Source organism: Sphingomonas sp. dw_22, assembly GCF_018449795.1.
Classification (GTDB): Bacteria; Pseudomonadota; Alphaproteobacteria; order Sphingomonadales; family Sphingomonadaceae; genus Sphingomonas.
Map to the genome: position 1 here is coordinate 1 of NZ_JAAVVE010000042.1, position 22,784 is coordinate 22,784.

At 66.2% G+C, this 22,784-nt stretch carries 19 protein-coding genes and 1 pseudogene; 8 read left to right on the forward strand and 12 right to left on the reverse strand.

The genetic code is table 11. The annotated features are described in order from the left end of the window. The 5 genes and pseudogenes from HB724_RS16100 to HB724_RS16120 form a co-directional block, all read right to left on the reverse strand. Positions 1-1,451: pseudogene (locus HB724_RS16100) on the reverse strand (double-strand break repair protein AddB); the annotation flags it as partial. Between the two features lie 139 nt (positions 1,452-1,590). Beyond that, on the reverse strand, positions 1,591-2,349 hold the full coding sequence (locus tag HB724_RS16105) for a nucleotidyltransferase family protein (RefSeq protein ID WP_213981966.1): 759 nt from the start codon (positions 2,347-2,349) through the stop codon (positions 1,591-1,593). After that, complete coding sequence (locus tag HB724_RS16110; protein ID WP_213981967.1) at positions 2,346-3,320, reverse strand: phosphotransferase; 975 nt, start codon at positions 3,318-3,320, stop codon at positions 2,346-2,348. Before HB724_RS16110 ends, HB724_RS16105 begins: the two co-directional genes overlap by 4 nt. A 5-nt stretch (positions 3,321-3,325) precedes the next feature. Beyond that, a complete protein-coding gene (gene tsaE / locus HB724_RS16115; RefSeq protein ID WP_213981968.1) occupies positions 3,326-3,775 on the reverse strand; it encodes a tRNA (adenosine(37)-N6)-threonylcarbamoyltransferase complex ATPase subunit type 1 TsaE in 450 nt (149 codons plus the stop codon). Between the two features lie 159 nt (positions 3,776-3,934). Further along, complete coding sequence (locus tag HB724_RS16120; protein ID WP_213981969.1) at positions 3,935-6,274, reverse strand: PAS domain-containing sensor histidine kinase; 2,340 nt, start codon at positions 6,272-6,274, stop codon at positions 3,935-3,937. A 256-nt stretch (positions 6,275-6,530) separates the two neighbouring features. Here HB724_RS16120 and HB724_RS16125 point away from each other — a divergent pair, with 256 nt between their 5' ends. Beyond that, the gene (locus HB724_RS16125) at positions 6,531-9,626 is read left to right on the forward strand and encodes a TonB-dependent receptor (RefSeq protein WP_213981970.1); all 3,096 of its coding nucleotides are present in this window, start codon (positions 6,531-6,533) and stop codon (positions 9,624-9,626) included. A 111-nt stretch (positions 9,627-9,737) separates the two neighbouring features. After that, complete coding sequence (locus HB724_RS16130; RefSeq protein WP_213981971.1) at positions 9,738-10,523, forward strand: hypothetical protein; 786 nt, start codon at positions 9,738-9,740, stop codon at positions 10,521-10,523. Positions 10,524-10,636: 113 nt separating this feature from the next. On the opposite strand, the gene ahcY is transcribed toward HB724_RS16130, so the two are convergent. The 3 genes from ahcY to HB724_RS16145 form a co-directional block, all read right to left on the reverse strand. Then, the gene (gene ahcY, locus HB724_RS16135; RefSeq protein WP_213981972.1) at positions 10,637-12,055 is read right to left on the reverse strand and encodes an adenosylhomocysteinase; all 1,419 of its coding nucleotides are present in this window, start codon (positions 12,053-12,055) and stop codon (positions 10,637-10,639) included. 179 nt (positions 12,056-12,234) lie between these two features. Then, complete coding sequence (locus HB724_RS16140) at positions 12,235-13,743, reverse strand: PD40 domain-containing protein (RefSeq protein ID WP_213981973.1); 1,509 nt, start codon at positions 13,741-13,743, stop codon at positions 12,235-12,237. 72 nt (positions 13,744-13,815) lie between these two features. After that, entirely contained in the window at positions 13,816-14,376 is a 561-nt protein-coding gene (locus HB724_RS16145) for a YqgE/AlgH family protein (protein WP_213981974.1), read from the reverse strand. Between the two features lie 97 nt (positions 14,377-14,473). On the opposite strand from HB724_RS16145, the gene HB724_RS16150 reads away from it, so the two are divergent. The 4 genes from HB724_RS16150 (at position 14,474) to HB724_RS16165 (ending at position 17,175) form a co-directional block, all read left to right on the forward strand. Then, the gene (locus HB724_RS16150; RefSeq protein ID WP_213981975.1) at positions 14,474-14,956 is read left to right on the forward strand and encodes a peroxiredoxin; all 483 of its coding nucleotides are present in this window, start codon (positions 14,474-14,476) and stop codon (positions 14,954-14,956) included. Positions 14,957-15,018: 62 nt separating this feature from the next. Then, positions 15,019-15,264 carry a hypothetical protein gene (locus HB724_RS16155; protein WP_213981976.1) on the forward strand — a complete coding sequence of 82 codons (246 nt, stop codon included), beginning with the start codon at positions 15,019-15,021 and terminating at the stop codon, positions 15,262-15,264. A gap of 111 nt (positions 15,265-15,375) precedes the next feature. Continuing rightward, complete coding sequence (locus HB724_RS16160; RefSeq protein WP_213981977.1) at positions 15,376-16,812, forward strand: AMP nucleosidase; 1,437 nt, start codon at positions 15,376-15,378, stop codon at positions 16,810-16,812. Between the two features lie 219 nt (positions 16,813-17,031). Next, positions 17,032-17,175, forward strand: a complete 144-nt coding sequence (locus HB724_RS16165) for a hypothetical protein (RefSeq protein ID WP_213981978.1) — start codon at positions 17,032-17,034, stop codon at positions 17,173-17,175. Between the two features lie 109 nt (positions 17,176-17,284). On the opposite strand, the gene HB724_RS16170 is transcribed toward HB724_RS16165, so the two are convergent. Genes HB724_RS16170 through HB724_RS16185 form a run of 4 tightly spaced genes read right to left on the reverse strand, consistent with a single transcriptional unit; the run spans position 17,285 to position 21,135 of the window. Beyond that, positions 17,285-18,028, reverse strand: a complete 744-nt coding sequence (locus HB724_RS16170; RefSeq protein WP_213981979.1) for an SIMPL domain-containing protein — start codon at positions 18,026-18,028, stop codon at positions 17,285-17,287. Positions 18,029-18,078: 50 nt separating this feature from the next. Continuing rightward, positions 18,079-19,890 (reverse strand): M2 family metallopeptidase, encoded by a 1,812-nt coding sequence (locus HB724_RS16175; RefSeq protein ID WP_213981980.1) that lies wholly within the window; start codon positions 19,888-19,890, stop codon positions 18,079-18,081. 59 nt (positions 19,891-19,949) lie between these two features. Beyond that, on the reverse strand, positions 19,950-20,642 hold the full coding sequence (locus tag HB724_RS16180; RefSeq protein ID WP_213981998.1) for an alpha/beta fold hydrolase: 693 nt from the start codon (positions 20,640-20,642) through the stop codon (positions 19,950-19,952). Between the two features lie 49 nt (positions 20,643-20,691). Continuing rightward, positions 20,692-21,135: a GFA family protein gene (locus HB724_RS16185; protein ID WP_213981981.1), complete on the reverse strand. Its 444-nt coding sequence runs from the start codon at positions 21,133-21,135 to the stop codon at positions 20,692-20,694. Positions 21,136-21,268: 133 nt separating this feature from the next. Here HB724_RS16185 and HB724_RS16190 point away from each other — a divergent pair, with 133 nt between their 5' ends. Then, positions 21,269-21,670, forward strand: coding sequence for a MarR family transcriptional regulator (locus tag HB724_RS16190; protein ID WP_256731566.1), 402 nt, complete (start codon positions 21,269-21,271; stop codon positions 21,668-21,670). Beyond that, positions 21,663-22,769, forward strand: coding sequence for an HlyD family secretion protein (locus HB724_RS16195; protein WP_213981983.1), 1,107 nt, complete (start codon positions 21,663-21,665; stop codon positions 22,767-22,769). Before HB724_RS16190 ends, HB724_RS16195 begins: the two co-directional genes overlap by 8 nt. The last annotated feature ends 15 nt before the right edge of the window (positions 22,770-22,784 follow it).

Genomic DNA, 22,784 nt, shown 5'->3' on the forward strand with positions numbered 1-22,784 from the left:
TGCGCCTCCCGCCGCACATGCCCGTCGCGCCCGTCCTGCTCGGCCAGATGCCGGTCGATCCCCACCAGCCCCGGCGCCGGACGCGGTCCCCTCAGCGCCCGATCGAGCGACCGCACGCCCTCCAGCCATTCCAGCCGAATCTCCGGCATCACCAGCGGATGCTTGAGCAGCGTCAGCAATGCCATCGGCGCGAAGCCCTGGCTCGCCGCATCGGCCAGCGCCAGCAGCAACGTCCCCGGCGGCAGCACCGAGAGCGGCTGCCCCGCCGAATCGTCGATCGCCAGCCCCCAGCGCGCGCAATGCGCCGCCACCCGCCGCGCCAGCGCGCGATCGGGCGTCACCAGCGCAGCGGTGCGTCCGGGCGTCTCCAGCGCCTCGCGCAGCGCCAGCGCGATCGCCTGCGCCTCCTCGGCCGGCGTCGCCACCTCCAGCGCCCGCACGCCCTCCAGCCGCCGTTCGGCGCGGGGCAGGTCGGTCCAGCCATGGGTAAGCTCGGGCGGCTGCATGGCGGAGGCGATCGCCTTGCTCCGCGCCGGCGGCGCATCGAACTCGCTCGCCGCGCGCCACGGATCGAACTCGCTGCAATGCACGCCCATCCGCTCGAGCAGCAGCTTCAGGTGATATTGCGGATGCGTCTCGATGCTCCGCCGCCGACGTCCGCTCACGGGATCGGCGGGATGCGGCCCGAGCGAATCCCACTCGGCATCGCTGATCCCCGTCGCCAGCCCCGGCAGCACCACCATCCCCAGCGGCATCCCTGCCACCACCCGCAGCAACCGCGCAAAGGCCGGTGCCGAGGCCGTGATGCCCGCCGCGCATACGAAACCCTGGGGCGGCGCCTCCCGCCAGCGCTTCGCCACCTTGTCGAGCAGCAGACGCCGCCGCTCGGCCAGGTCGATCCGTTCCAGCTTCGCCAGTTCCTCGGGCCAGCGCGTCAGCACCGTCTCGAACAAGGCGAGCGACCGTTCCCAATGCGCCGAAAGCTCCGGCCCCAGTTCCAGCTCGCGCAGCCGCCGCGGATGCACTTCCTCGATCAGCAACTGGTCGAGCGTCGCCGCCAGCTCGCCTGCGAGCCGTATCGCCTCGGCAGCATCCACCGGCGATTCGCCCGCCTGGATCAGCCGCGCCAGGATCAGCCGCGCCAGGATCATCCGCCGTTGCAGCGGCTCCACCGCAGGCGGCACCGGCTCCACGTCATCGACGGCATCGAACACCGCTTCGTCCAGCTCGGGATCCCCCACCGCCACCAGCCGCGGCAGCAGCAACCCTCCTTCGCTCGCGCGAACGAACGCATCCTGGATCACCCGCTTGGCGCGGTTGTTGGGCAGCAGCACGGTCCCCCGCGCCAGCCGCATCGGATCATTGCCGAAGCGCCGGATCAGCCCGATCGCCAGCGCATCGGCAAAGGCGCGATGCGGCGGGATGGTGTAGAGGTGGAGGCGTTGGGGCATGATCGGGTCCGTGCTTCCTCGCCTTTCGCCTAACTCCCTCTCCCCTCCGGGGAGAGGGTCGGGGAGGGTGCCCTATCGATAGGGCACCGCACTCTCCCCTCTCCCCAGCCCTCTCCCCGATGGGGAGAGGGAGAAGATGTCACATCTGCGCCAGTTCCGCCTCCGCCGCGCCGATCGCCTGGGGCGATCCGATATCGAACCACAGCCCCTGGTGCACCAGCCCCCAGAGCCTCCCCGCCTCCAGCGCGCGGCTCCAGAAAAGATTGGTCGAGAACGGACCCTCCGGCCAGTCGCGGATCAGGCGCGGCGAGAGAATCTGCACGCCGGTATAGACGAACGGAGCCAGCCGCCCCGGCTTCCTCCGTCCCACGATCCGCCCGAACGGGTCGAGGTGGAAATCGCCCTGCCCGGCATGGCAGTTGGCGCGCGCCAGCGGCACCAGCAGCAGCAGCGCATCCATCCGATCGTCGTCCCACTGCGCCGCCAATTGTCGGATCGCGTCGGACGGACCATCCACCCACAGATTGTCGCTGTTTACGCAGACGAACGGCTTGTCGCCGATCAGCTCCTGCGCCTGCACCAAGCCGCCGCCCGTCTCCATCAACTGCTTGCGCTCGTCGGAGATGACCAGCTCGATATCCTTCACCCGCGCGCGCAGATGCGCCTCCAGCTGATCCGCCAGATAATGGACATTGACCACCGCCCGCTTGATCCCGGCCGAGCGCAGCCGATCGAAGACATGGTCGATCAGCGGCTTGCCGCCGACGTCCACCAGCGGCTTGGGCCGCGTCGCGGTGAGCGGACGCATCCGCTTGCCCAGCCCCGCCGCCATCACCATCGCGGTTTCGGGAACCACGCCCGCCGGCTGCGGACGCAGCGAATAGGTCGCGGTGGTCATCGGGCGGCGATCGTCATCGGGTCTCCACGCAGATCGGCGGGAATGTTCGCATCGAACCAGTCGGCGACCGGCTTCAGCGCCGGATGCTTCAAGTCGCGCTCGATATAGCGCCACACGCGCGGGCACAGCCCCGGATAGCGCGGCTTGCCGTCGCGTTTCCAAAGTCGGGTGAAGATACCGATGATCTTGGCGTTCCGCTGCGCGCCGAGCACGTGATAGGCGACGTCGAAATCGTCGCCCGCGCCGGTGATCCGCTTATAGCGATCGAGCATCGCGGTCTCGAGGCCCGCATCCACGTCGCGCCGCGCATCCTGCAGCAGCGAGACGAGGTCATATGCCGGATGCCCGGCCAGCGCGTCCTGGAAATCCAGCAGTCCCAAGCTCTCGCTGCCTTCGATCAGCATGATGTTCTCGGCATGGTAGTCGCGCAGCACCGTGACGGGCGTGTGACCGTTCAGCACCGGCGCCAGCACCTTGTCCCAGGCGACGACATAGCCCGCCATGTCCGGCTCGATCCCCACGGCGGGGCAATACCATTCGGGCAGCAACGCCGCCTCGCGCTGATATTCGGCCAAGGTATAGGCCCGCGCCACGCCCGCTTCATGCCCGTGCAGCCGCACCAGCAGGTCAACCGCCTCCTCATAGAAGCGCAGCTCGCTCTCCGGCGCCGCATCGACGGTCTCGCGCAGCCGCGCATCGCCGAAGTCCTGGAGCAGCACCAGCCCCTCCTTCAGATCCTCATGCAGGATCGCCGGCGCCGCGAAGCCGCGCTCGTTCAGCCAGCGCGCCACCGCGATGAACGGCCGCGGATCCTCATGCGGCGGCGGCGCATCCATCAGCACCGCGCTGCGATCATGGTCCACCACCCGGAAATAGCGGCGAAACGAGGCATCGCCGGCGAGCGGCAGGATATGAGCGTCTCCCCATCCGGCGGCGTCCAGAAAGGGGGGCGCGGCGGCGGGCGGATTCATATCGGCTATTGGAGTATTTGGGGCCATCGGTCCCTCCATGCCGCCGAGGCCCGGGCTGTCAAGAAGCGCGCGCCGTCCGGCGCAACTTCCAGGCTGAGCCACAGCGCGTCGCGCCACGCATCCGCCCCCAATCGCTCGGGCCATTCGACGATCAGCAGCGAATCGGCGCGGGCGTCGTCGAGCCCCAGTTCCTCGGCCTCGTCCGGGTCTTCGATGCGATAGAGATCGACGTGCAGCACCGGAATCCGCACTTCCGGCGAGTCATAAGGCTGGACGATCGCGAAGCTCGGGCTCGGCGCCTCGCCCTCCAGCCCGAGCGCCTCCAGCAGCCCCCGCGCGATGCTGGTCTTCCCCGCACCAAGCGGACCCGAAAGCGCAATGACATCGCCCGGCCGGACAACCTCCGCCAGCCGCGCACCAAGCGCATGCGAATCCTCAAGAGAATCAAGCCGCATCAAATTCCTCCCCGGAACGGAGAGGGGGACCGTTCGCGCAGCGAATGGTGGAGGGGCCCAGCTCTCCACAAGCGATATCGTTGGAGGAAAGCGGGCCCCCTCCACCATGCTTCGCATGGTCCCCCTCCCCGTTCCGGGGAGGAATTGGGAGAACCTCCCTCATCCCCGCGGCAATTCCACGGTCACCAGCGTTCCCTCGCCGCGCTCCGAGATCATCTCGATCCGCCCGCCATGCGCCTCGACGAACTGCTTCGCCAGCGGCAGCCCCAGCCCCAGTGCCCGCTCACCGCTACGCGAGATGCCGGGCTGCGCGAACCGGTCGAACGCCCCCGCCACCATCTCGCGGCTCATCCCCGGCCCGTCGTCGGACACGATCACCCGCGCCACCTTGGCGTTTCCGTCCAGATGCAGCAGCACGCGCCCGCCCTCCGGCGTGCCCGCCACCGCATGGCGCAGCAGATGCTCCACCACCTGCCGCAATCGCCGCGCATCGCCGTTCACGATTCCCGCAGTGCCGAGATCCTCCACCACCAGGTCGATCGACTTGGCCTTGGCCAGCGGCGCGATCACTTCGGCGGCATTGTTCGCTGTCAGCTCGATATCGACCGGCCCCTTCTCCAGCGGCGCCCCTTCGCTCTGGGTCAGGTCGAGGACATCGTCGATCAGCGCCCCCAGCCGATCGACCGAGAACAGGATCGCCTCGGCATATTCGAGCCCGTCCGTGCTCAGCCTGCCGGCAAAGCCGCCGTGCAGCATCTCGGCAAAGCCCTTGATCGAGGTGAGCGGCGTCCGCAGCTCATAGCTCATATTGGCGACGAAGGCGGTCCGCACCCGGTCCGCCGCCTCCAGCGCCTCGTTGCGGTCGCGCAGCGCGCGCTCGATCCGCTCGCGGTCGCTGGTGTCGAGCATCGTCACCATCGCATTGCCGTCGGGCAGCGGCACCGCCGCCACGTCGAAATGCCGCCCGTCGGCGAAGACGATGCTCGATCCGCGCTGCTGCCGGTCCTTCGCCGCCAGGCGGATCAGGTCGCCCAGCACTTCGGCGCGCGCCGGATTGGTGAGTTTCGGCCCCGCCGCCTTCACCAGATTGGCGATCTGGGGATGCCCGTCGAGGAACGAATCCTCGAAGCCCCAGACCTGGCGGAACTTGCGGTTCCACAATTGCAGCCGCCCCTTGCCGAACACGCCCACCGCCTCGGCCAGGCTGTCCAGCGTCGCGGTGCGCACTTGCTGCATCTCGCCATGCTCGCGCTGCAGCTCGAACTGCTGGGTCCGGTCCTCGAACAGCAGCAGCAGCCCGCCCTCGGGCAGCGGCTGCGCCACGACGCGCAGATGCGTACCGGCGACGCTCCACGTCTCCTCCACCGCCTCCGCGGCCAGGAACCATTCGCGATGCTCGGCCTTCCACGCCGGGAAATCGCGCACGTCGGGCAGCTTGCGCGCCTCGCGCATCCGCTCCAGCACGCGGTCGAACTCGGGCCGATCGGCCAGCCATTCGTTGCGCATCGCGAACATGCGGCGGAAGGGCTGGTTGCAGAATACCAGGCTGCGATCCGACGCGAACTGCGCCACGCCTGCCGACATCCGGTCGAGCATCGCGCGCTGCGCCTCGCGGAAGCGCTTCAGCCCACCACGCGCCTGTTCCAGATCCTCGATATCGATGGCGAAGCCCGCCACCCCGCTGGTCGAAAGCGGCACGTCGTGCAGCCGCAGCATGCGTCGCGCGCCGCCGATCGTCGCCGGCATCGCCGCGGTCTGCGGCTGCTGCGTGTCGCGCGCGATCGCCGCATTGGCGAGCGGCCCGCCCAGCCCGGCGCCATCGACCAGCTCGAGCCCGCGCATCACCGCATCCTCGGCATCCCTGCCTTCCACGGCCGTCACATAGGCGGAATTGACCATCAGCAGCCTGAGATCGGGTCCGCGATACCACATCGGCATCGGCGCAGCCTCGATCAGCGCGGTGAGCGCGTCGAACGCCGCCCGCAATTGCGAGGCCTCGCGCTGGAGCCGGTCGATCTCGTCCTGGCTCTCGGTCGCGTCGAGGAACCACAGCACCACGCCGCCCGGCACGTCGATGCCATCTGCGGCGCGCTCGCCCATCACCAGCAGCGCGCGCTCCGATCCGCGCGGACGGATCGACATGCTGAAGGCGCGCCCGGCCTTTTGGGCCGCCGTCACCTGGTCCGCGAGCGCGACGAAATCCTCGGTCGCCAGTCCAGCATCCGTGCCGGAAAGCTCGACCAGCTCGCGCGGCATCACGTCGAGCCCCAGCCAGTCGCTCAGCCGCCGCGACAGCTCGATCCGCCCGTCGCCGCGCACCAGCATCGCCTGCGCCGGGGAAGTGCCGCCGAGCACCGCCAGCCGCGCATTCTCCTCAAGGATCTCCCGCGCCGCCGCCCGCGCGCGCAGCCCGGCATAGAGCGCCCAGACGCCGGCGATCAACAGCAGCAAAAGAACCGCGCCCGCCAGCGCCGCTGCCGATTGGGTGATATGGATCAAGCCGCACTCGCGCGGCTGCGATGACCGGTCATGCGCACCCCATTACGAAAAGGTGTGCGATACGGGAAGGTCATTGCGGAACACCTACCCCCACAGCTTCCGGATTTCAGTCCTCCTTCCGCTGTATTTCCAATATGTTTCCATGTCGGAAAAAATAGAGACAGTGTTGCTGCAATACGACATTTTCGGGTCAGACGTGCCTTGAGCGCAACTAAAAACTGCGTCAGATTTCGATCATCGAAAAGGGGGTACATCAATGGTTCAGTTATCTCTTCTCAACGGCACCGCTTTGCGTTCGGCGGCGTTTGCCGGCCTCGCGCTGATCGCTACGCCCGCCTGGGCCCAGGAAACTCCGGCTACCGACACGGCACAGGCCACCCCGGTCGACGCGACCGTGCCGGATACCACCGCAAACGATCAGCCCGCAGACGATGGCGCCATCGTCGTCACGGGTTCGCGCATCCGGCGCTCGACCTTCAACAGCCCCTCGCCCATCGCGGTGATCGATCCGGAGATCGCCGAGAAGCGTGGCGTTATCGATACCGCCGAGATGCTGATGTCGAGCCCGATCGCCTCGGGCTCCTCACAGGTGACCAGCGCGATCTCATCGAACTTCGTCACCGATGGTGGCCCGGGCGCTTCGACCATCTCGCTGCGCGGCCTCGGCGCGAATCGCACGCTGGTTCTGCTCAACGGCCGCCGCGCTGGCCCGGCAGGCACGCGCGGCGCGGTTTCGGCCTTCGACCTCAACGTGCTGCCGCAGTCGATCATCCAGCAGGTCCAGATCGAGAAGGACGGCGCATCGTCGGTCTATGGCTCCGACGCCGTCGCCGGCGTGGTCAACCTGATTACCAAGACCAAGACCAAAGGCCTCGAGCTGACCGCGTTCGGCTCGGTTCCGCAGGAAGAAGGCGGTGAGCAGTACCGTGTCAGCGGCGCCTGGGGCACTGAATGGGGCGGCTCGCTGGGCGGCCATGTGATGTTCGCGGCCGACTATTATCGCCAGAAGGAACTCGCCGCGGGCGACCGCAGCTACCTCACCTGTCCGCAGGACTATGTCTTCGACAGCAGCAACAAGCGTATCGACATCACCGATCCGCGCACCGGCAAGCCGCGCTGCGCCCAGTTGAGCTGGGGACAGGTCTATCTGTACGACTATAGCTCTGGAGCGCTCCGCACGGGCCGCGGCGGCTATTCCTATCCCGGCGAGAATCTCGGCAACTACGTCCCCAATCTGAGGCCGACTATCGGCCTGGGCGTGCCGAGCAATTTCTATCAGATGGGTTATGATCCGGCCTCGGCGGCGATCGACCATCTCGACCATCCCTTCTATCAGCAAGACTCGGTGATCCCCGAGACCAAGCGCCTGACCTTCTACGGCGAGGGGTCGATCCATATCAGCGAGCATATCGAGGCTTATGCCGAAGGCCTGTGGAATCGCCGCGAAACGCACCAGAACGCTTCGCGCCAATTCTGGAATTATATCTATACCGAGGACTGGGGCGGCCCTGCCACCGGCTTCACCGGCGAGGGCTTCATCAGCCCCACGCCTGTCACCGATCACTTCGATTCGAGTCAGCGCGTCGATTACTGGCGTGCGGTCGGCGGTCTGCGCGGCGACTTCGGGTCGCTTCTGAAAGGTTGGACCTGGGACGGCTTCGTCCAGTACAGCAAGTCGGCCGGCACCTATACGCAGGACCAGATCTACGACGATGCCGTCACCTCGCCTGACTTCTTCACCTTCGCGTGCCAGCCCGGTGAAGTCACGGCCGTCCGCGGCGCGCCCTGCGTCGACGTGCGCTGGACCGATCCGGAGTTCCTAGCCGGCAATCCGAACGCGGCGGAACGCGCCTATCTGTTCGGCGTCGACACCGGCCGCACCAGCTACAAGCAGCTCAACGCGGAATTCAGCGTGACCGGTCCGATCGTCACGCTGCCGGCCGGCGACCTTGCGGTGGCGGCCGGCGTCGCGTGGCGGCGGGATACGATCCTCGACCATCCGGGCGACATTGTTTGCGGTCCCGTCGCAGACGATCCCTATGGCTGCGTGAACAATGCCTGGGGCGTCACTTCGTCGGGCGTGACCGCGGGCCACAACATCACCGAGGAAGCGTTCGCCGAAGTCGATCTTCCGCTGATCCACAACACGCCGTTCGTCCAGTCGTTCACCCTCTCCGGTTCGGGCCGCTACACGCAGTTCAAGGCCACCCGCGACGAGGACGGCGCGACCGCGTCCGACAAGAACAACTGGACCTACAAGGTCGGTGCCAACTGGCAGGTGAACGACTTCCTGCGCTTCCGCGGATCGTGGGGCACCAGCTATCGCGCCCCGGCGCTGTTCGAGCAGTTCCTGGCCAACCAATCGAGCTTCGGAACGCGGCGGACGATCGATCCGTGCATCGGTCTCGGAACCAAGATCGACAACGGTTCGGCGTCGAATATACTCGTGGCGAACTGCGCGGCCGCCGGCATCACCGATCTCAACTTCACCGGCGGCTCGGCGAGCAACGTCGAAGTGCTGTCGGGCGGCGGTCTTGGCGTGGTCAAGGCCGAAACCTCGACCGCGAAGACGGCCAGCGTGATCCTCATGCCGAAGTTCGGCTTCCTGCCAAGAACGCGGATCAACCTCGCGGTGGATTACTTCAACATCGAAGTGAAGGGCGAGATCAGCAAGCTCGGCGCGTCCACGATCGTCGGCCGCTGCTACAACTCGAACTTCTTCCCGAACGATCCGCTCTGCGCCCAGTTCGACCGCGATCCTACCACGCTTGCGATCACGCAGGTGCGAGACCAGTACATCAACATCAACGAGCAGAAGAACGAAGGCATCGATGTCACTGCAAACATCGCGCAGGATCTCGGGAGCTGGGGCAAGCTGTCAGCCACCGCCGAAATGACGTGGCAGACGGTCGATTATATCGCCCTGTATTCGACCACCCGGGAATCCTTCAACGGCGAGGATGGCGAACCGATCTGGACGGGTGCGTTCAACGTCTCGTGGGAGAAGGATAGCTTCTCGGCCTATTATGGCTTGAACGTTGTCGGCGGCACGTCGGATGTGAGCGACTATATCGCCGATTATGGTGACACCTGCCTGACCAGCGCGATCTATCCGAACGGCTTCTGCGATAAGCTGCGGGCGAAGCCGGTCTTCTACCACAGCGTCTCCCTCACCAAGGAACTACCGCACGTGCAGATCACGCTGGGCGTAACCAACTTGTTCAACACCAAGCCGCCGCGGGTCTCGGTGTACAACAATAGCGAGATCACGACCGTTGGTCAGAGCGTGTTCTCGTCACAATATGATCTGCTGGGGCGGCGCGGATTCCTCAGCATCAAGTCGCACTTCTAATCGCCCGGTCCAGGGCCCTCGCAAAGGGCCCTGGCCTTGCGGTTGCAAGCGTCAAACGGCAAACCGGCGGCGCCCCGTGCCGCCGGTTTGTTTTTATCTAGGAAATGCCGAATGCCGATCGTCCGGATGAAGCCCGATACGCTCAACGAAGAGAATCTCCGCTTTGAGCAGATCCCGCTACGCCAGGGAGTCTTCCTCAACAGCGTGCCTAAAAGCGGCAGCCACCTGCTGCGCAACATCGTTCGCATGTTCGTGCCGGTGGAGCAGCAATATCACGTCCAGTTCATCCAATGGGCCAATCTCGGGCAGCACCTCGCGGCGCTGGATCCCAGACGGCCGCAACTAAGCTGGGGGCATCTGTTCTTCGCCGACGATTCCGCGATGGAGCTGGCCGGCACCCGCAAGATCCTGCTGGTGCGCGACCCCTATTCCTGGGTGCTGGCACGTGCGCGCTTTTTCCTCTCGGATGAGTTCAGCGGCAACGTCGATCGGCTGAAGCAGGGCGACCTCTCGGTCGAGGAACTGCTCAATCTGATGATCTTCGGAATATACCAGAAGGCCCCGCCGATGGTGGACATCTATACCCATAATGCCGTCGCCTGGCTCGGCACCGGCGCCTATCTCGTGCGCTACGAAGAACTGGTCGCCCAGCTCAAGGATCTCGACGGCCGCGGCGCTGAATATTTCTTCGCGAATCTCTTCGACGCCTGCGGGATCGACATGCGGGACAACTGGCGCGAGCGGGTGCGCATCGGTTCCGATCGCAAACAGAGCGGCACCGCGCGCGAGAATCTGAGCGGGCTTACCATCAAGTTTCCCGACGAGCTTCCGGAAATACAGAAGAAGCTCGTAAACTATGCCGCACCCGGCCTTCGCGAAATGCTCGGCTATCGCTGAACGGCTGCCGGTGCCGGCCCGTCCACGTCATCGCGAATATCCGCACCTTCCATAAAAAGGGCCGCGCCCCCTCCTGGGAAAGCGCGGCCCTTTCGTTATACAGATTGGCGCGATCAGTAGCGATAATGATCCGGCTTGAACGGGCCTTCCACCGGCACGCCGATATAGTCGGCCTGCTTCTTGGTGAGCTTGGTCAGCTTCACGCCCAGCTTCTCGAGGTGCAGCTCGGCGACCTTCTCATCGAGGTGCTTCGGCAGGACGAACACTTCGTTGCCATAGGTCTCGCCCTTGGTCCAAAGCTCGATCTGCGCCAGCACCTGGTTGGTGAAGGACGAGGACATCACGAACGACGGGTGGCCGGTCGCGTTGCCCAGGTTCACCAAGCGGCCCTTCGACAGCACGATGATCTGCTTGCCGTCCGGGAACTCGACCAGGTCGACCTGCGGCTTAACCTCGGTCCACTTGTAGTTCGACAGGGCGGCGATCTGAATCTCGCTGTCGAAATGGCCGATGTTGCACACGATGGCCATGTTCTTCATGCCCTTCATGTGCTCGGCGGTGATGACGTCGGCATTGCCGGTCGCTGTCACGAAGATGTCGGCGCGGGTCACCGCCTCTTCCATCGTCACGACCTCGAAGCCCTCCATCGCCGCCTGCAGCGCGCAGATCGGGTCGATCTCGGTCACGAGCACGCGCGCGCCGCCGTTGCGGAGCGACTGGGCGCTGCCCTTGCCGACATCGCCGAAGCCGGCGACCGCGGCGACCTTGCCCGCCAGCATCACGTCGGTGCCGCGGCGGATCGCGTCGACCAGCGATTCCTTGCAGCCATAGAGATTGTCGAACTTCGACTTGGTGACGCTGTCGTTGACGTTGATCGCCGGGAACGGCAGCTCGCCCTTCTTGGCGATCGAATAGAGACGATGCACGCCGGTGGTGGTCTCTTCCGAGACGCCCTTGATCGCCTTGACGGTGGCGGTCAGATAGCCCGGCTTCTTGGCGATGAACGCCTTGAGCGCGCGCTGCATCTCGACCTCTTCCTCATTCTCCGGCTCGGGCATCGTCTGGCCGGCCTCGAGCTTGGCGCCCCACAGCGCGAACATCGTCGCGTCGCCGCCGTCGTCGAGGATCATGTTGCAGGTCTGGTCGGGGTTCTCGTCGGTGCTCCAGTCGAAGATCGAGCCAACATAGTCCCAATATTCGGCCAGGCTCTCGCCCTTGATCGCGAACACCGGCACACCCGACGCGGCAATGGCGGCGGCGGCATGGTCCTGGGTCGAGAAGATGTTGCAGGTCGCCCAGCGGACGTCGGCGCCCAGCGCGGTCAGCGTCTCGATCAGCACCGCGGTCTGGATCGTCATGTGGAGCGAGCCGGTGATGCGCGCGCCCTTCAGCGGCTGCGTCGGGCCGAACTCGCTGCGGAGCGCCATCAGGCCGGGCATCTCCGTCTCGGCGATGTTCATTTCCTTGCGCCCGAAATCGGCCAGGCCGATATCGGCGATCACATAGTCCTTCTTGTCGAGCACGGTAGCCACGAGCGGGTCTCCATTTGAGCAAAGCTGCGGGGCCGGGAATCCGCCCAGCCGCCATGCGGCGCGCCCTAGCGGTTTAGGCCGGCGGACGCAATCTCAATATAAAGATATCTTTATATGATGCCTCCACGCCGTCACCCCGGCACTGCGGCCGGGGTGACGCTTGGGATTGCCGTCGCGCCTTACCGCACCAGCCGGTAGCTCACGAACGCAACCGATTTCGAATCCGGCGACCAGCTCGGCACGTTGATCGTCCCCTGCCCGCCGAACAGCCGCGTCAGCACCCGGGGCGGCGCGCTGCCATCCGCCGGCATGATCCGCAGCATCACGTCGCGATTGGGCGGATGATCCCCCAGCGCCACGTCGAGCCCGAACGAGATGAACGCTATCCATTTCCCGTCGGGCGAGAAATGGGGGAACCAGTCGCGGAAATTGGGGTCCGTCGTCACCTGCTCCGGGTTCGAACCGTCGGCCCGCACCCGCCAGATCTGCATCGCGCCCGATCGGGTCGAGTTGAAATAGAGCCACTTGCCGTCGGGCGAATATTCGGGGCCGTCGTCCACGCCTGGCCCGATGACCAAAGGCACTTCCGGCCCGCCCGCCAGCGCCCGCGACCAGATATCGTAGCTGCCGTCGCTCGCCCCGACATGAGCATAGGCGATCGTCTTCCCGTCCGGCGTCCAGGCATGCCAATAGGAGCGCGCCTGCGGATTGCTCACCAGTTCGCGCGGCCGCGCCGATCCCGCCAGCGGCAGCACGAAGATGCGCGAGAGGCCGTCCGGCTCGCTCTGGTCCGAGATCACGAGCTGCCTGCCGTCCGGCGAAAGCCCATGGTCGTTGTTGTTCTTGACGTTCGGCCCCGTATCGATCGCCACCGGCTCGCCGCCCTCGACGGGAATCCGCCAGATCCGCCCGCCCGCATTATAGACCAGCGCCTTGCCGTCGCGGGTCCAGTTCGGCGCCTCGATCCTGCTGTCGAAGGTCCGCACGATCCGACGGCTCCGGATGCCGCCCACGTCCATCACCTCCAGGCTGCTCTCGACCTTCGCCGGATATCCGGTGTCCGGCACGTAGGCGAGGCTCGGCACCGTCAGTTCAACATTCGAGAAGCGCGCCGTCTCGGTCACCGCGTCATTGTGCGCGGAGACCGCCAGCCCGACGAAATAGGGCGCCTGGAAGGCGATCCGGTAATTACCCCCGGCATGCCGCAGCACCCCGTCCTCGCCCGCGACCGAGAACCACACGTAATCCCCTTCGCGCTCCAGCCGCACGCGCCTGGGGTGCCAAGTCGCGGAGACGATCTGGAAGGTCGGCCCGTCCTGCACCTCGCGATATTGCAGCGAGACCATCCCGTCGCCATGCACCATCACATCGGCATAGGGCGATCCGGGCGTGATGTGCTGGCGGATCATCAGCCCCGCCTTGCGGTGCGGATCGGTGCCCTTCCCCTCCCAGGCGATGTCGGCGGCGATGTGGAGATCGCCCGACGCCCGAGTCCAGGCATAATGGAAGGCGTCCGCCGTCCCCCAGATGTTCGCCCCGCTCGCGGCGATGCGATAGCTGCCTCCGTCGAACGTCGCGCTCCCCGCGGTCGAGGTCACGCCGATATCGCCATGATTCTGGAAATCGCCGATCGTCTGCGCAGCGGCGGGCGCGGCGAGCAACACCAGCGCGGCAAGGAAACGCTTCATGTCCAAGGCCCCTCTCAAGCCCGGATCGTTGCCCGGGCCAGCCCCGATGGTAGCGCTAACGAAGTCCCTTGGCTATGCCCGCCCGGTGCTGTTCGCCAGCAGCCGCGGATCGATCCCGGCCGCGGCATATCCCTTCACCCAACGGTCCTCGGCATCGACGTCGTAGAGCAGCCCGGTATTGCCTTCGGTGTTGAACCAGCCGTGCCGCGTCATCTCGGCGTCGAGCTGCCCCTCGCCCCAGCCGGCATAGCCGAGCGCGACCAGCCAGCGGCTCGGCCCCTTGCCGTCGGCGATCGCGCGCAGCACGTCGATCGTGCCCGAAAGCGCCCAGCGCCCGCCCACGTCGATCGTGTCCTGCCCGCCCCAATCGGGCGAGTGCAGCACGAAGCCGCGCCGCGGCTCCACCGGCCCGCCGAAATGCACCGCCGCGTCGGGCGCCTCGCCGGGATCGATCTCGAACTGCTCCAGCAGGTCATGCAACCCCAGCCCCTCGATCGTCTCGCCGATGCCGATGCCCAACGCGCCCTCTTCGTCATGCGCGCACATCGCGATCACCGCGCGCTCGAAGCGCGGATCGCCGATGCCGGGCATCGCCAGCAGGAACTGTCCGGTGAGAAACGCGGCCGACTCCATAGGCGATCAGCTTACCCGTCCGCTTTCGGCTCCGCCACGCTTGAAAATGTAACGTTCAGCGCCGATTGGAGAGGGCCGAATCCCATAGGAGAGTGACATGACCATCCAGGTTGGCGACCGCATCCCCCAGGCCCAGTTCGTCAAGGTGACCGAGGAAGGCCCCGAGCAGATCGATTCGGAAAGCTATTTCGCCGGCCGCAAGATCGCGCTCTTCTCGGTGCCTGGCGCCTTCACCCCCACCTGCTCGGCCAAGCACCTGCCGGGCTTCGTCGAGAAGGCCGACGAGATCAAGGCGAAGGGGATCGACGAGATCGCCTGCACCGCCGTCAACGACGCGTTCGTGATGGGCGCCTGGGGCAAGGCGCAGGGCGTCGAGGGCAAGGTGACGATGCTCGCCGACGGCAACGGCGCGTTCGCGAAGGCGCTGGGCCTGGAAATGGACGGCACCGGCTTCGGCATGGGCCTGCGCGGCAAGCGTTTCTCGATGGTCGTCAACGACGGCACCGTCGAGCAGCTCAATGTCGAGGCGCCCGGCCAGTTCGAAGTCAGCTCGGCCGAATATCTGCTCGGCCAGCTCTGAATCGGAACCGCCGGGAGGCGATGGAGTTGAGTCAGGGCAATCCATTCTCGAAGGAAAACGTCATGGCTACCGAAATCACTCCCGGCGACAACGCGGCCACCCAGGCGGCCACCGACGCCAAGTCGCTCCTCGCCCAGGCCCAGGAAGCGATCGGCAGCGCGGTCGATGCCACGGTCGGCGCGGTCAAGGAGCATCCGGTCGCCGCGGCGGCGATCGCCGCGGGCGCTGCGGCTGCCGTGGGCGGCGCGGCCTATGCCGCCACTCAGTATCTCGGCGACAAGCAGACGCCGGCCAAGGGCAAGAAGTAAACTTCACTCCTTCCGTCATCCCGGCCTTCGCCGGGATGACGATCGGTTTTGAACGCCGTTCAAATTTCTACTGGTCTTGCCAGCGTCATCTTTGCAGCTTAGCCCTCAAAGATGACTCAAGCATCCGATCTCGTCGCCGATCTCGACCGCCTCTATCGCGCGTCGGTCGATCGCCTTCAGGCCGCGCTCAACCGCTATCTCACCGACGGCACACCGCCCGATCCCGAGGCACGGATAGACGGCAGCTTCGCCTATCCCGAGCTGCGCCTCACCTATCGCGGCGGCAGCGAGCGCCCGGTCCCGCGCCGCTCGTTCGGTCGTCTGGTCGAGGCCGGCGACTATCGCATCTCGGTCACCAAGCCGGCGATGTTCGCGAACTATCTGGTCGAGCAGCTCACCTTCCTGATCGAGGATTATGATGTCGAGGTCCATGCGGTCACCGGCCGCCAGGAGATTCCGTTCGCCTATGTCCTCGATCCCGGCCAGATCCTGAGCCTCGACGACGTCTCGGCCACCGAGCTCGCCCGCCATTTCCCCGCCACCGAGCTCGCCCATATCGGCGACGAGATCGCAGACGGCCTGTGGATCTCGCCCGACGAAACCCGCCCGCTCGCCCTGTTCGACGGGCTGCGCACCGATTTCTCGCTCGCCCGCCTGCGCCATTACACCGGCACGCCGATCGAGCATTTCCAGCGCTACATCCTGTTCACCAACTATCATCGCTATGTCGATGAGTTCGTCCGCTGGGCGGCGAGCCAGCTCGGGCCGGACAGCCGCTATACCGGCGTCTCGGGTGCCGGCGGCATCGTCATCGAAGACGCCGACGATCTCGATCGCCTGGTTTCGGACGGTGCATGGCGCCGGCACCAGATGCCCGCCTATCACCTGATGGCGCCGGGCGGCGCGGGCATCACCCTGGTCAATATCGGCGTCGGCCCTTCCAACGCGAAGACGATCACCGATCACCTCGCGGTGCTGCGGCCCGAGGCGTGGCTGATGATCGGCCATTGCGGCGGCCTGCGCCCCAGCCAGCGCATCGGCGACTATGTGCTCGCGCACGCCTATCTGCGCGACGACCACATCATGGACGAAGTGCTGCCGCCCGAGATCCCGATCCCCGCGATCGCCGAGGTCCAGCTCGCCCTCGCCCGCGCGGCCGAGACCATCTCCGGCCAGTCGGGCGACGAACTGAAGCAGCGGCTGCGCACCGGCACGATCGTCACCACCGACGATCGCAACTGGGAGCTGCGCTATTCGCAATCGGCGCTGCGCTTCTCGCTGAGCCGCGCGGTCGGCGTCGACATGGAATCGGCCACGCTCGCGGCGCAGGGCTATCGCTTCCGCGTCCCCTACGGCACGTTGCTCTGCGTCTCGGACAAGCCGCTGCACGGCGAGCTCAAGCTCCCCGGCCAGGCCAACCGCTTCTACGAGCGCGCGATCAACGAGCATCTCCGCATCGGCATCGAGGCGGTCGAGGAGCTCCGCCGCGAAGGCGCCAAGCTGCACAGCCGCAAGCTCCGCGCCTTCAACGAGCCGCCGTTCCGCTAAGTCGCCCCATTACCCTTGCAATGTAGGATTTCGCATGAAATCCACGCCATTGCTCTTGCTCATCTGAATATCATCGCAGTCCTCGCGCGCCCACGCACGAGAACCCCGTGACCTTTGTGACTTCAGGGTATCCGGCTACCGCTCATCGCGGCCGACTCGGCGCCCGGATTAGGCTATCCTGCCGCCACGCGCATTCCCGCGACGCGAAGGAGAGCCGCAATGATCGACCCCGAGCCCCTGCCGGAAGACGAAGCCCCCGCCCCTCACGCGCACCAGCCGGACGGCACCGACAGCTCGGCCGAATGGGACGCGCAGATCGCCGACGAGAACATGATCCCCGATGAAGATCCGCCCGCGAAGTAAGCGGCCAGCGAGAGTCGGGCACAACCGGCCGGAATCCCTTCGCCAGGGAAGCTACTTCAGCGTCACTGGATACGCCGCAAACCACGCCGTCAATACGGGGCAGCCCCGCCTACCGGCTGAGCTGAAACTCCACCGTCAGGTTCGCCGGCACCACCACGTCGTCCGATTGCGACCCGCCCTTCGCCCCGAACATGCCGATCAGTTGCGTGATGAAGCCCAGCGATCCGGCGACGGGATCCTGCTTCTCGCTCACCTTCGTAATCGCCGCATGCCGCAGCCCCAGCGTCTCGCCATAGGCGGCCGCCTCGGCCCGCGCCTTGGCGATCGCATCGGCCTTGGCCCGGCGGGTGGGGCCGGTATAGTCGTCGAGCAGCGCGATCACGTCATCGTCCACCTTGCCGCCGGCATCCTCCACCGTCCGCTTCGCGGCGAGCGCCGCGGCGCGGCTCGGCGCGTCGAACATGAGCTTCTCGGTCGCGGTGGATTGCGGCTTCTCGCCATCGCCGTTGCCGAGGCTGTCGAAGCTGAAGCTCGGCTTGCTCCGGCCGGCCAATCCGGCGAGCAAGCCCATGATCGAATTGGGCGCGCCCGCTACAGCCTGCGCCTCGCGTATGTTCGCGGCGGCCAGCGCCCGGACCAGCCTGGCCCGGTTCGCCGCCAGCGCGGCGGAGGCCGCCGCTTCGTCCTCGCCCTTGGCCTTGAGGTCCACCGAGAAGCGGAAACGCTGGGCAGGGATCTTCACCTGCCCCGCAGCCACGATCTCCACCGTCACCGGCCCCTGCTCCGGCCCGGCCTGGGCAAAGGCCGTCGTCGGCGCCGCCAGCAATGCCAGCGCAAGTGCGTATCGGATCATCCCGGTCTCTCCCCTGTCTGCGCGCCGTTATCCCATATCGGCGCCCGTGCTCACCAACCCTGCGGCTGTCCCTTGTTCTGCTTGTCGAGCCACGCCTTCAGCGGCGCGAAATATTCGGCCATGGCCTTGCCCGAGATCTCGCGGCTGCCGGTAAAGGCCTCCAGCGCGTCGGGCCAGGGCTTGGAGGCGCCCATCTCCAGCATCTTGTTGAGCCGCGCGCCGACCTCCTTGTTGCCGAAGAACGAGCAGCGATGGAGCGGTCCCTTCCACCCGGCCTGGTCGCACGCCGCCTTGTAGAACTGGAACTGGAGCAGCCGCGCCAGAAAATAGCGGGCATAGGGCACGTTGTTGGGGATATGGTTCTTGGCGCCCGGATCGAACTTGGTCTCGTCGCGCGCCACCGGCGGCACCACGCCCTGATAATCGAGCCGCAGCCTGTCCCACCCGGCCTGATAGCCGCCTTCCGGGATCTGGCCCGAGAACACGCCCCAGCGCCATTTATCGACGATCAGGCCGAAGGGCAGGAACGCCACCTTGTCCATCGCCTGGCGCAGCAACAGGCCGATGTCCTTGTCCGCGCTCGGCACCTTCGACTGGTCGAGCAGGCCGATCTGGACGAGGTAATTGGGCGTGATCGAAAGCGCGACGAAATCGCCGATCGCCTCATGGAAGCCGTCATTGGCGCCGTTGCGGTAGAGCGCCGGCAAGCCCTTGTACGCCCGCTGGTAATAATTGTGGCCCAGCTCATGATGGATCGTAGTGAAGTCGTCCGAGTTCACCTTGATGCACATCTTGATGCGCAGATCGTCCTTCTCGTCCACGTCCCAGGCCGAGGCATGGCACTGGACCTCGCGGTCCTGCGGCTTCAGGAATTGCGAGCGCTGCCAGAAGCTCTCGGGCAGCGGCGCAAAGCCCAGCGAGGAATAGAAGCCCTCGCCGGTCTGGACCATCTTCTTCCAGTCATAGCCCTTGGCCTTGAGCAGATCCCCGGTCTCGAAGCCAAGATCGCCCACGCCCGGCGGCGCGACCAGATCGTAGATATTGCCCCATTCCTGCGCCCACATATTGCCGAGCAGGTCGGCACGGATCGGCCCCGTCTTCGATTGCACCGCATCGCCGTACTTCTCATTGAGCTTGCGGCGGACATAGGTGTGCAACGCGAGGTAGAGGGGCTTCACGTCATTCCACAATTTGTCGGTGAGCTTTTCGAATGCCTCGGGCGGCATGTCATAGCCCGAGCGCCACATCGCGCCGGTATCGGGATAGCCCAGCTCCTTGGCGCCCTGATTGGCGATGCCGACCAGCTTCGCATAATCGCCGCGCATCGGCGCGCCGACCTGGTCGTGCCAGCTCACCCACATTTCCTTGAGCTCATTGGGATCGCGGCTGTCGCCCATCGCCGCCTCGATGTCGCTGCCGCTGATCGGCTTGCCGGCGCGCAGACCCTTGCCCTTGCCATAGGCCGAACCGAGCCGCGTCGCGATGTCGTTGAGCTGCTGCGCGGCACCCGGCGTGGTCGGTGCAGGCAAGGTGACCGCGCTGCGCAGGATGTTGAGCTGGCGCTGCTGCTCCGCCGACAGCCCCGGCGCCTTCTGGAAGCGCGCCGCGTCCAGCGCGAAACGCACCGCCATCTCGGTGCCCCTGGCGCCATATTCGGCGGCGAGTGCGTCGGTATCGTCGATAATGTAGGTCGCGTTGATCCACGCCACGCGCTGCGCGGTCAGGTTGAACGCGGTGATCTCCTGCTGCGCGCGATCGATGAACGCCTGCGCCTCGGCGGCGGTGGGAGCGGCGGTCTGCGCCACCGCCGGCGTCGCCAGGATCGAGGCGAACGCGAGCAGCGAAATACCGGTACGGATCATGTGTGGGCCTTGCTTGAAGTTCCAGGATGGCGCGACACTCGCGCCCATCCCGGAAGCCGTCAAGCGGCCAGGAACGCCACGATCGCGTCGCCCAGCTCGGGCCGGGTGACGGCGCTCATATGATTGCCGGGAACCTCCACGAAATGGCCGTGCGGCAGCAGATCGGCCACCTCATGCGCCGCGCCATTGTCGTAATCCTCGACGCCCGCGATCGCGACCGTGGGCTGCGAAATCGCCGCGATCGCCTCGCGCGGCGTATCGACGAAGGTCTGGAGGATCAGCAGCAGCGCCTCCGGATCGCCCTTGGTGGTCTTGAGGAACGCCTCGGTCAGCCATTCAGAGGTGCCGCGCTGGAAGGTGCCGAGATTGGTCAGCACCCGATGGAAATAGCCGCCGCGTCCCTTGGTCGCGACCAGCCCGTCCAGCCCCATGCCGGCCAGCACCACCCGCTTCGGCGCCGCGCCATTGGCGAGCATCCGCACCACCGTCCGCGCGCCGAGCGAGTATCCACCCAGATCATAGTCGGTGAGCCCCAGATGCGCGATCAGCGCGAAGCCGTCGCGCATCAGCACGTCGGGCGGATAGGCGGCGGGATCGTGCGGCTTGGCGCTCTGCCCATGGGCACGCAGGTCCGGCATGATGACGCGGAAGCCCTTCGCCGCCAGCTTCGCGGCATGGCCATATTTGATCCAGTTGACCTCGGCATTGGAGAAATAGCCATGGATCAGCACCACCGGCCGCCCCTCGCCCATCTCGGTCCAGGCCAGCTCGACGCCGTCGAAGCTCGGAAAAAGGTGCGTTTCAGTCGGGAAGTCTGCCAAGGGTCTTCATCCAGCGATCGACGACATTCGAATTCTCGTCGGTCCGGTATCGGGGCAGCGCGGTCGTGTCGAGCCATTGCTCGTGCAGGCTCTCCACCCCGAAATGGTGCCGAGGCTGGAATCGCCCCGGCGCGTCGAAGCTGCCCACGGTCAGGTCCATATTCTCGCTGTCGGGGAATTCGAAGGTCAGCGGCGTCCCGCACATCGAGCAGAAGCCCCGTCGCGCGATCGGCGAGGAGGCATAGCGATCCGGCTCCCGCTCCCAGCGCACCGCCGCCTTCTTCACATTCTTGAAAGCGATCGACACGCCGCCGGTGGCCCGCTGGCACATGCGGCAATGGCACAGATAGGCATCGTCATCCTCGATCGCCGCGCTGTAGCGGATCCGCCCGCACTGGCATCCGCCGGTCATCTCCTCGGCCATGTTACGCTCCTTGCAATTGCTGCGCCGCACAATGCAACTACGTTGTAAGTTGCAATTAATAAGCCTCCTTATTATGTGCCCCGCCGTTATGAGCGAGTCCCTAGGCTTTCTGTTAAGCGATGTATCGCGCCTGATGCGCCGGCGCTTCGACGAGCGCGCGCGCAGCAGCGGCGCGAGTGTAACGCAATGGCGCGTGCTCAAGATTCTCGAGCGGCAGCCCGGTCTGAACCAGGGCCAGATCGCCGAAATACTCGAAGTCGAGCCGATCAGTTGCTGCCGGATGATCGACCGGCTGGAGGAATCGAACTTCGTCGAGCGCCGCCGCGATCCCGCCGATCGCCGCGCCTGGCGTATTCATTTGACCGACGAGGCACGGCCCGTGCTCGCCGAGCTCCACGTGCTGGCCGGCGAGATGATCGAGGACGCGCTCGAAGGACTGACCCCTTCCGAACGCGATGCGTTGGTGACTTCGCTCAACGTCATCCGATCCAATCTCAACAAGACCCATGAAAGCAAAGAGGCCGCAAATGGCTGACGCCGACCCCAAGATCCAGAAGGCGCCCGAAGAGGCGATCACCATCGCCCCGGCCGATCAGCCCGTCATCGCCGAGGAGGCCACTCCGCGCCCGCGCCGCGCCTGGCTGCGCCCGCTGCTGATGTTCGGCGTGCCGCTGCTCATCCTGGGCGTGGTCGGCTATTTCTGGCTGACCTCGGGCACCAGCGTCTCGACCGACAATGCCTATGTCCAGCAGGACAAGACCTCGGTGTCGAGCGACGTCGCAGGGCGCATCGTCGAGGTCGGCGTGAGGGAGAATCAGCCGGTTCAGGCCGGCGCGCTGCTGTTCCGCATCGATCCCGAGCCCTATCGCATCGCCGTCGCCCAGGCGAACGCGGCGATCGCCACCGCCCAGGTCGATCTCCAGACCGACCAGGTGAGCTATCAGGGCAAGGGCGCCGATATCCAGGCCGCGCATGACCGCATCCAGCAGGCGCAGGAGGATTATGACCGCCAGGCCGCGCTGATGAAGCAGGGCTTTACCACCCGCGCTACCTATCAGGCGGCCGAGCATGCGCTGGAGCAGGCCCGCGCCCAGCTCCAGAACGCCCAGGCCGCCGCTGCCGAGGCGCGCGCCAAGATCGCCACCGGCCAGGCCGTTCCGGGCGAGAACCCGGCGATCGCCGCCGCGCGCGTCCAGCTCGCCAAGGCGCAGCTCGATCTCGAGCGCACCGCCGTCCGCGCGCCGGTCAGCGGCATCGTCAGCCAGACCAAGAGCCTCCAGGTCGGCCAGCAGATGATTACCGGCCTGCCCGCCGTGACGATCGTCTCGGACAAGCCCGCCTGGGTCGAGGCGAATTTCAAGGAAACCGATCTCGACAAGATGCGCGTCGGCCAGTGCGCGGTCGTGACGTTCGACGCCTATCCGAGCCTGCGGCTCAAGGGGCATGTCGAATCGATCGGCGCCGGCACGGGCTCCGAATTCTCGGTGCTCCCGGCCCAGAACGCCAACGGCAACTGGGTGAAGGTCACGCAGCGCGTTCCCGTGCGCGTCGCGATCGACGGCAAGAGCCCGCGCGAGATGATCGCCGGCCTTTCCGCCGATGTGAAGGTCGTCTTCTCGGGAACCTGCAACTGATATGGCGACGGCAGC

Excerpts from the sequence above, each read along its gene's own strand:
- HB724_RS16105 (WP_213981966.1), bottom strand. The coding sequence starts at position 2,349 with ATGACCACCGCGACCTATTCGCTGCGTCCGCAGCCGGCGGGCGTGGTT.
- HB724_RS16110 (WP_213981967.1), bottom strand. The coding sequence starts at position 3,320 with ATGAATCCGCCCGCCGCCGCGCCCCCCTTTCTGGACGCCGCCGGATGG.
- tsaE (WP_213981968.1), bottom strand. The coding sequence starts at position 3,775 with ATGCGGCTTGATTCTCTTGAGGATTCGCATGCGCTTGGTGCGCGGCTG.
- HB724_RS16125 (WP_213981970.1), top strand. The coding sequence starts at position 6,531 with ATGGTTCAGTTATCTCTTCTCAACGGCACCGCTTTGCGTTCGGCGGCG.
- HB724_RS16130 (WP_213981971.1), top strand. The coding sequence starts at position 9,738 with ATGCCGATCGTCCGGATGAAGCCCGATACGCTCAACGAAGAGAATCTC.
- HB724_RS16140 (WP_213981973.1), bottom strand. The coding sequence starts at position 13,743 with ATGAAGCGTTTCCTTGCCGCGCTGGTGTTGCTCGCCGCGCCCGCCGCT.
- HB724_RS16145 (WP_213981974.1), bottom strand. The coding sequence starts at position 14,376 with ATGGAGTCGGCCGCGTTTCTCACCGGACAGTTCCTGCTGGCGATGCCC.
- HB724_RS16150 (WP_213981975.1), top strand. The coding sequence starts at position 14,474 with ATGACCATCCAGGTTGGCGACCGCATCCCCCAGGCCCAGTTCGTCAAG.
- HB724_RS16155 (WP_213981976.1), top strand. The coding sequence starts at position 15,019 with ATGGCTACCGAAATCACTCCCGGCGACAACGCGGCCACCCAGGCGGCC.
- HB724_RS16160 (WP_213981977.1), top strand. The coding sequence starts at position 15,376 with ATGACTCAAGCATCCGATCTCGTCGCCGATCTCGACCGCCTCTATCGC.
- HB724_RS16165 (WP_213981978.1), top strand. The coding sequence starts at position 17,032 with ATGATCGACCCCGAGCCCCTGCCGGAAGACGAAGCCCCCGCCCCTCAC.
- HB724_RS16170 (WP_213981979.1), bottom strand. The coding sequence starts at position 18,028 with ATGATCCGATACGCACTTGCGCTGGCATTGCTGGCGGCGCCGACGACG.
- HB724_RS16175 (WP_213981980.1), bottom strand. The coding sequence starts at position 19,890 with ATGATCCGTACCGGTATTTCGCTGCTCGCGTTCGCCTCGATCCTGGCG.
- HB724_RS16180 (WP_213981998.1), bottom strand. The coding sequence starts at position 20,642 with ATGGGCGAGGGGCGGCCGGTGGTGCTGATCCATGGCTATTTCTCCAAT.
- HB724_RS16185 (WP_213981981.1), bottom strand. The coding sequence starts at position 21,135 with ATGGCCGAGGAGATGACCGGCGGATGCCAGTGCGGGCGGATCCGCTAC.
- HB724_RS16190 (WP_256731566.1), top strand. The coding sequence starts at position 21,269 with ATGCGCCGGCGCTTCGACGAGCGCGCGCGCAGCAGCGGCGCGAGTGTA.
- HB724_RS16195 (WP_213981983.1), top strand. The coding sequence starts at position 21,663 with ATGGCTGACGCCGACCCCAAGATCCAGAAGGCGCCCGAAGAGGCGATC.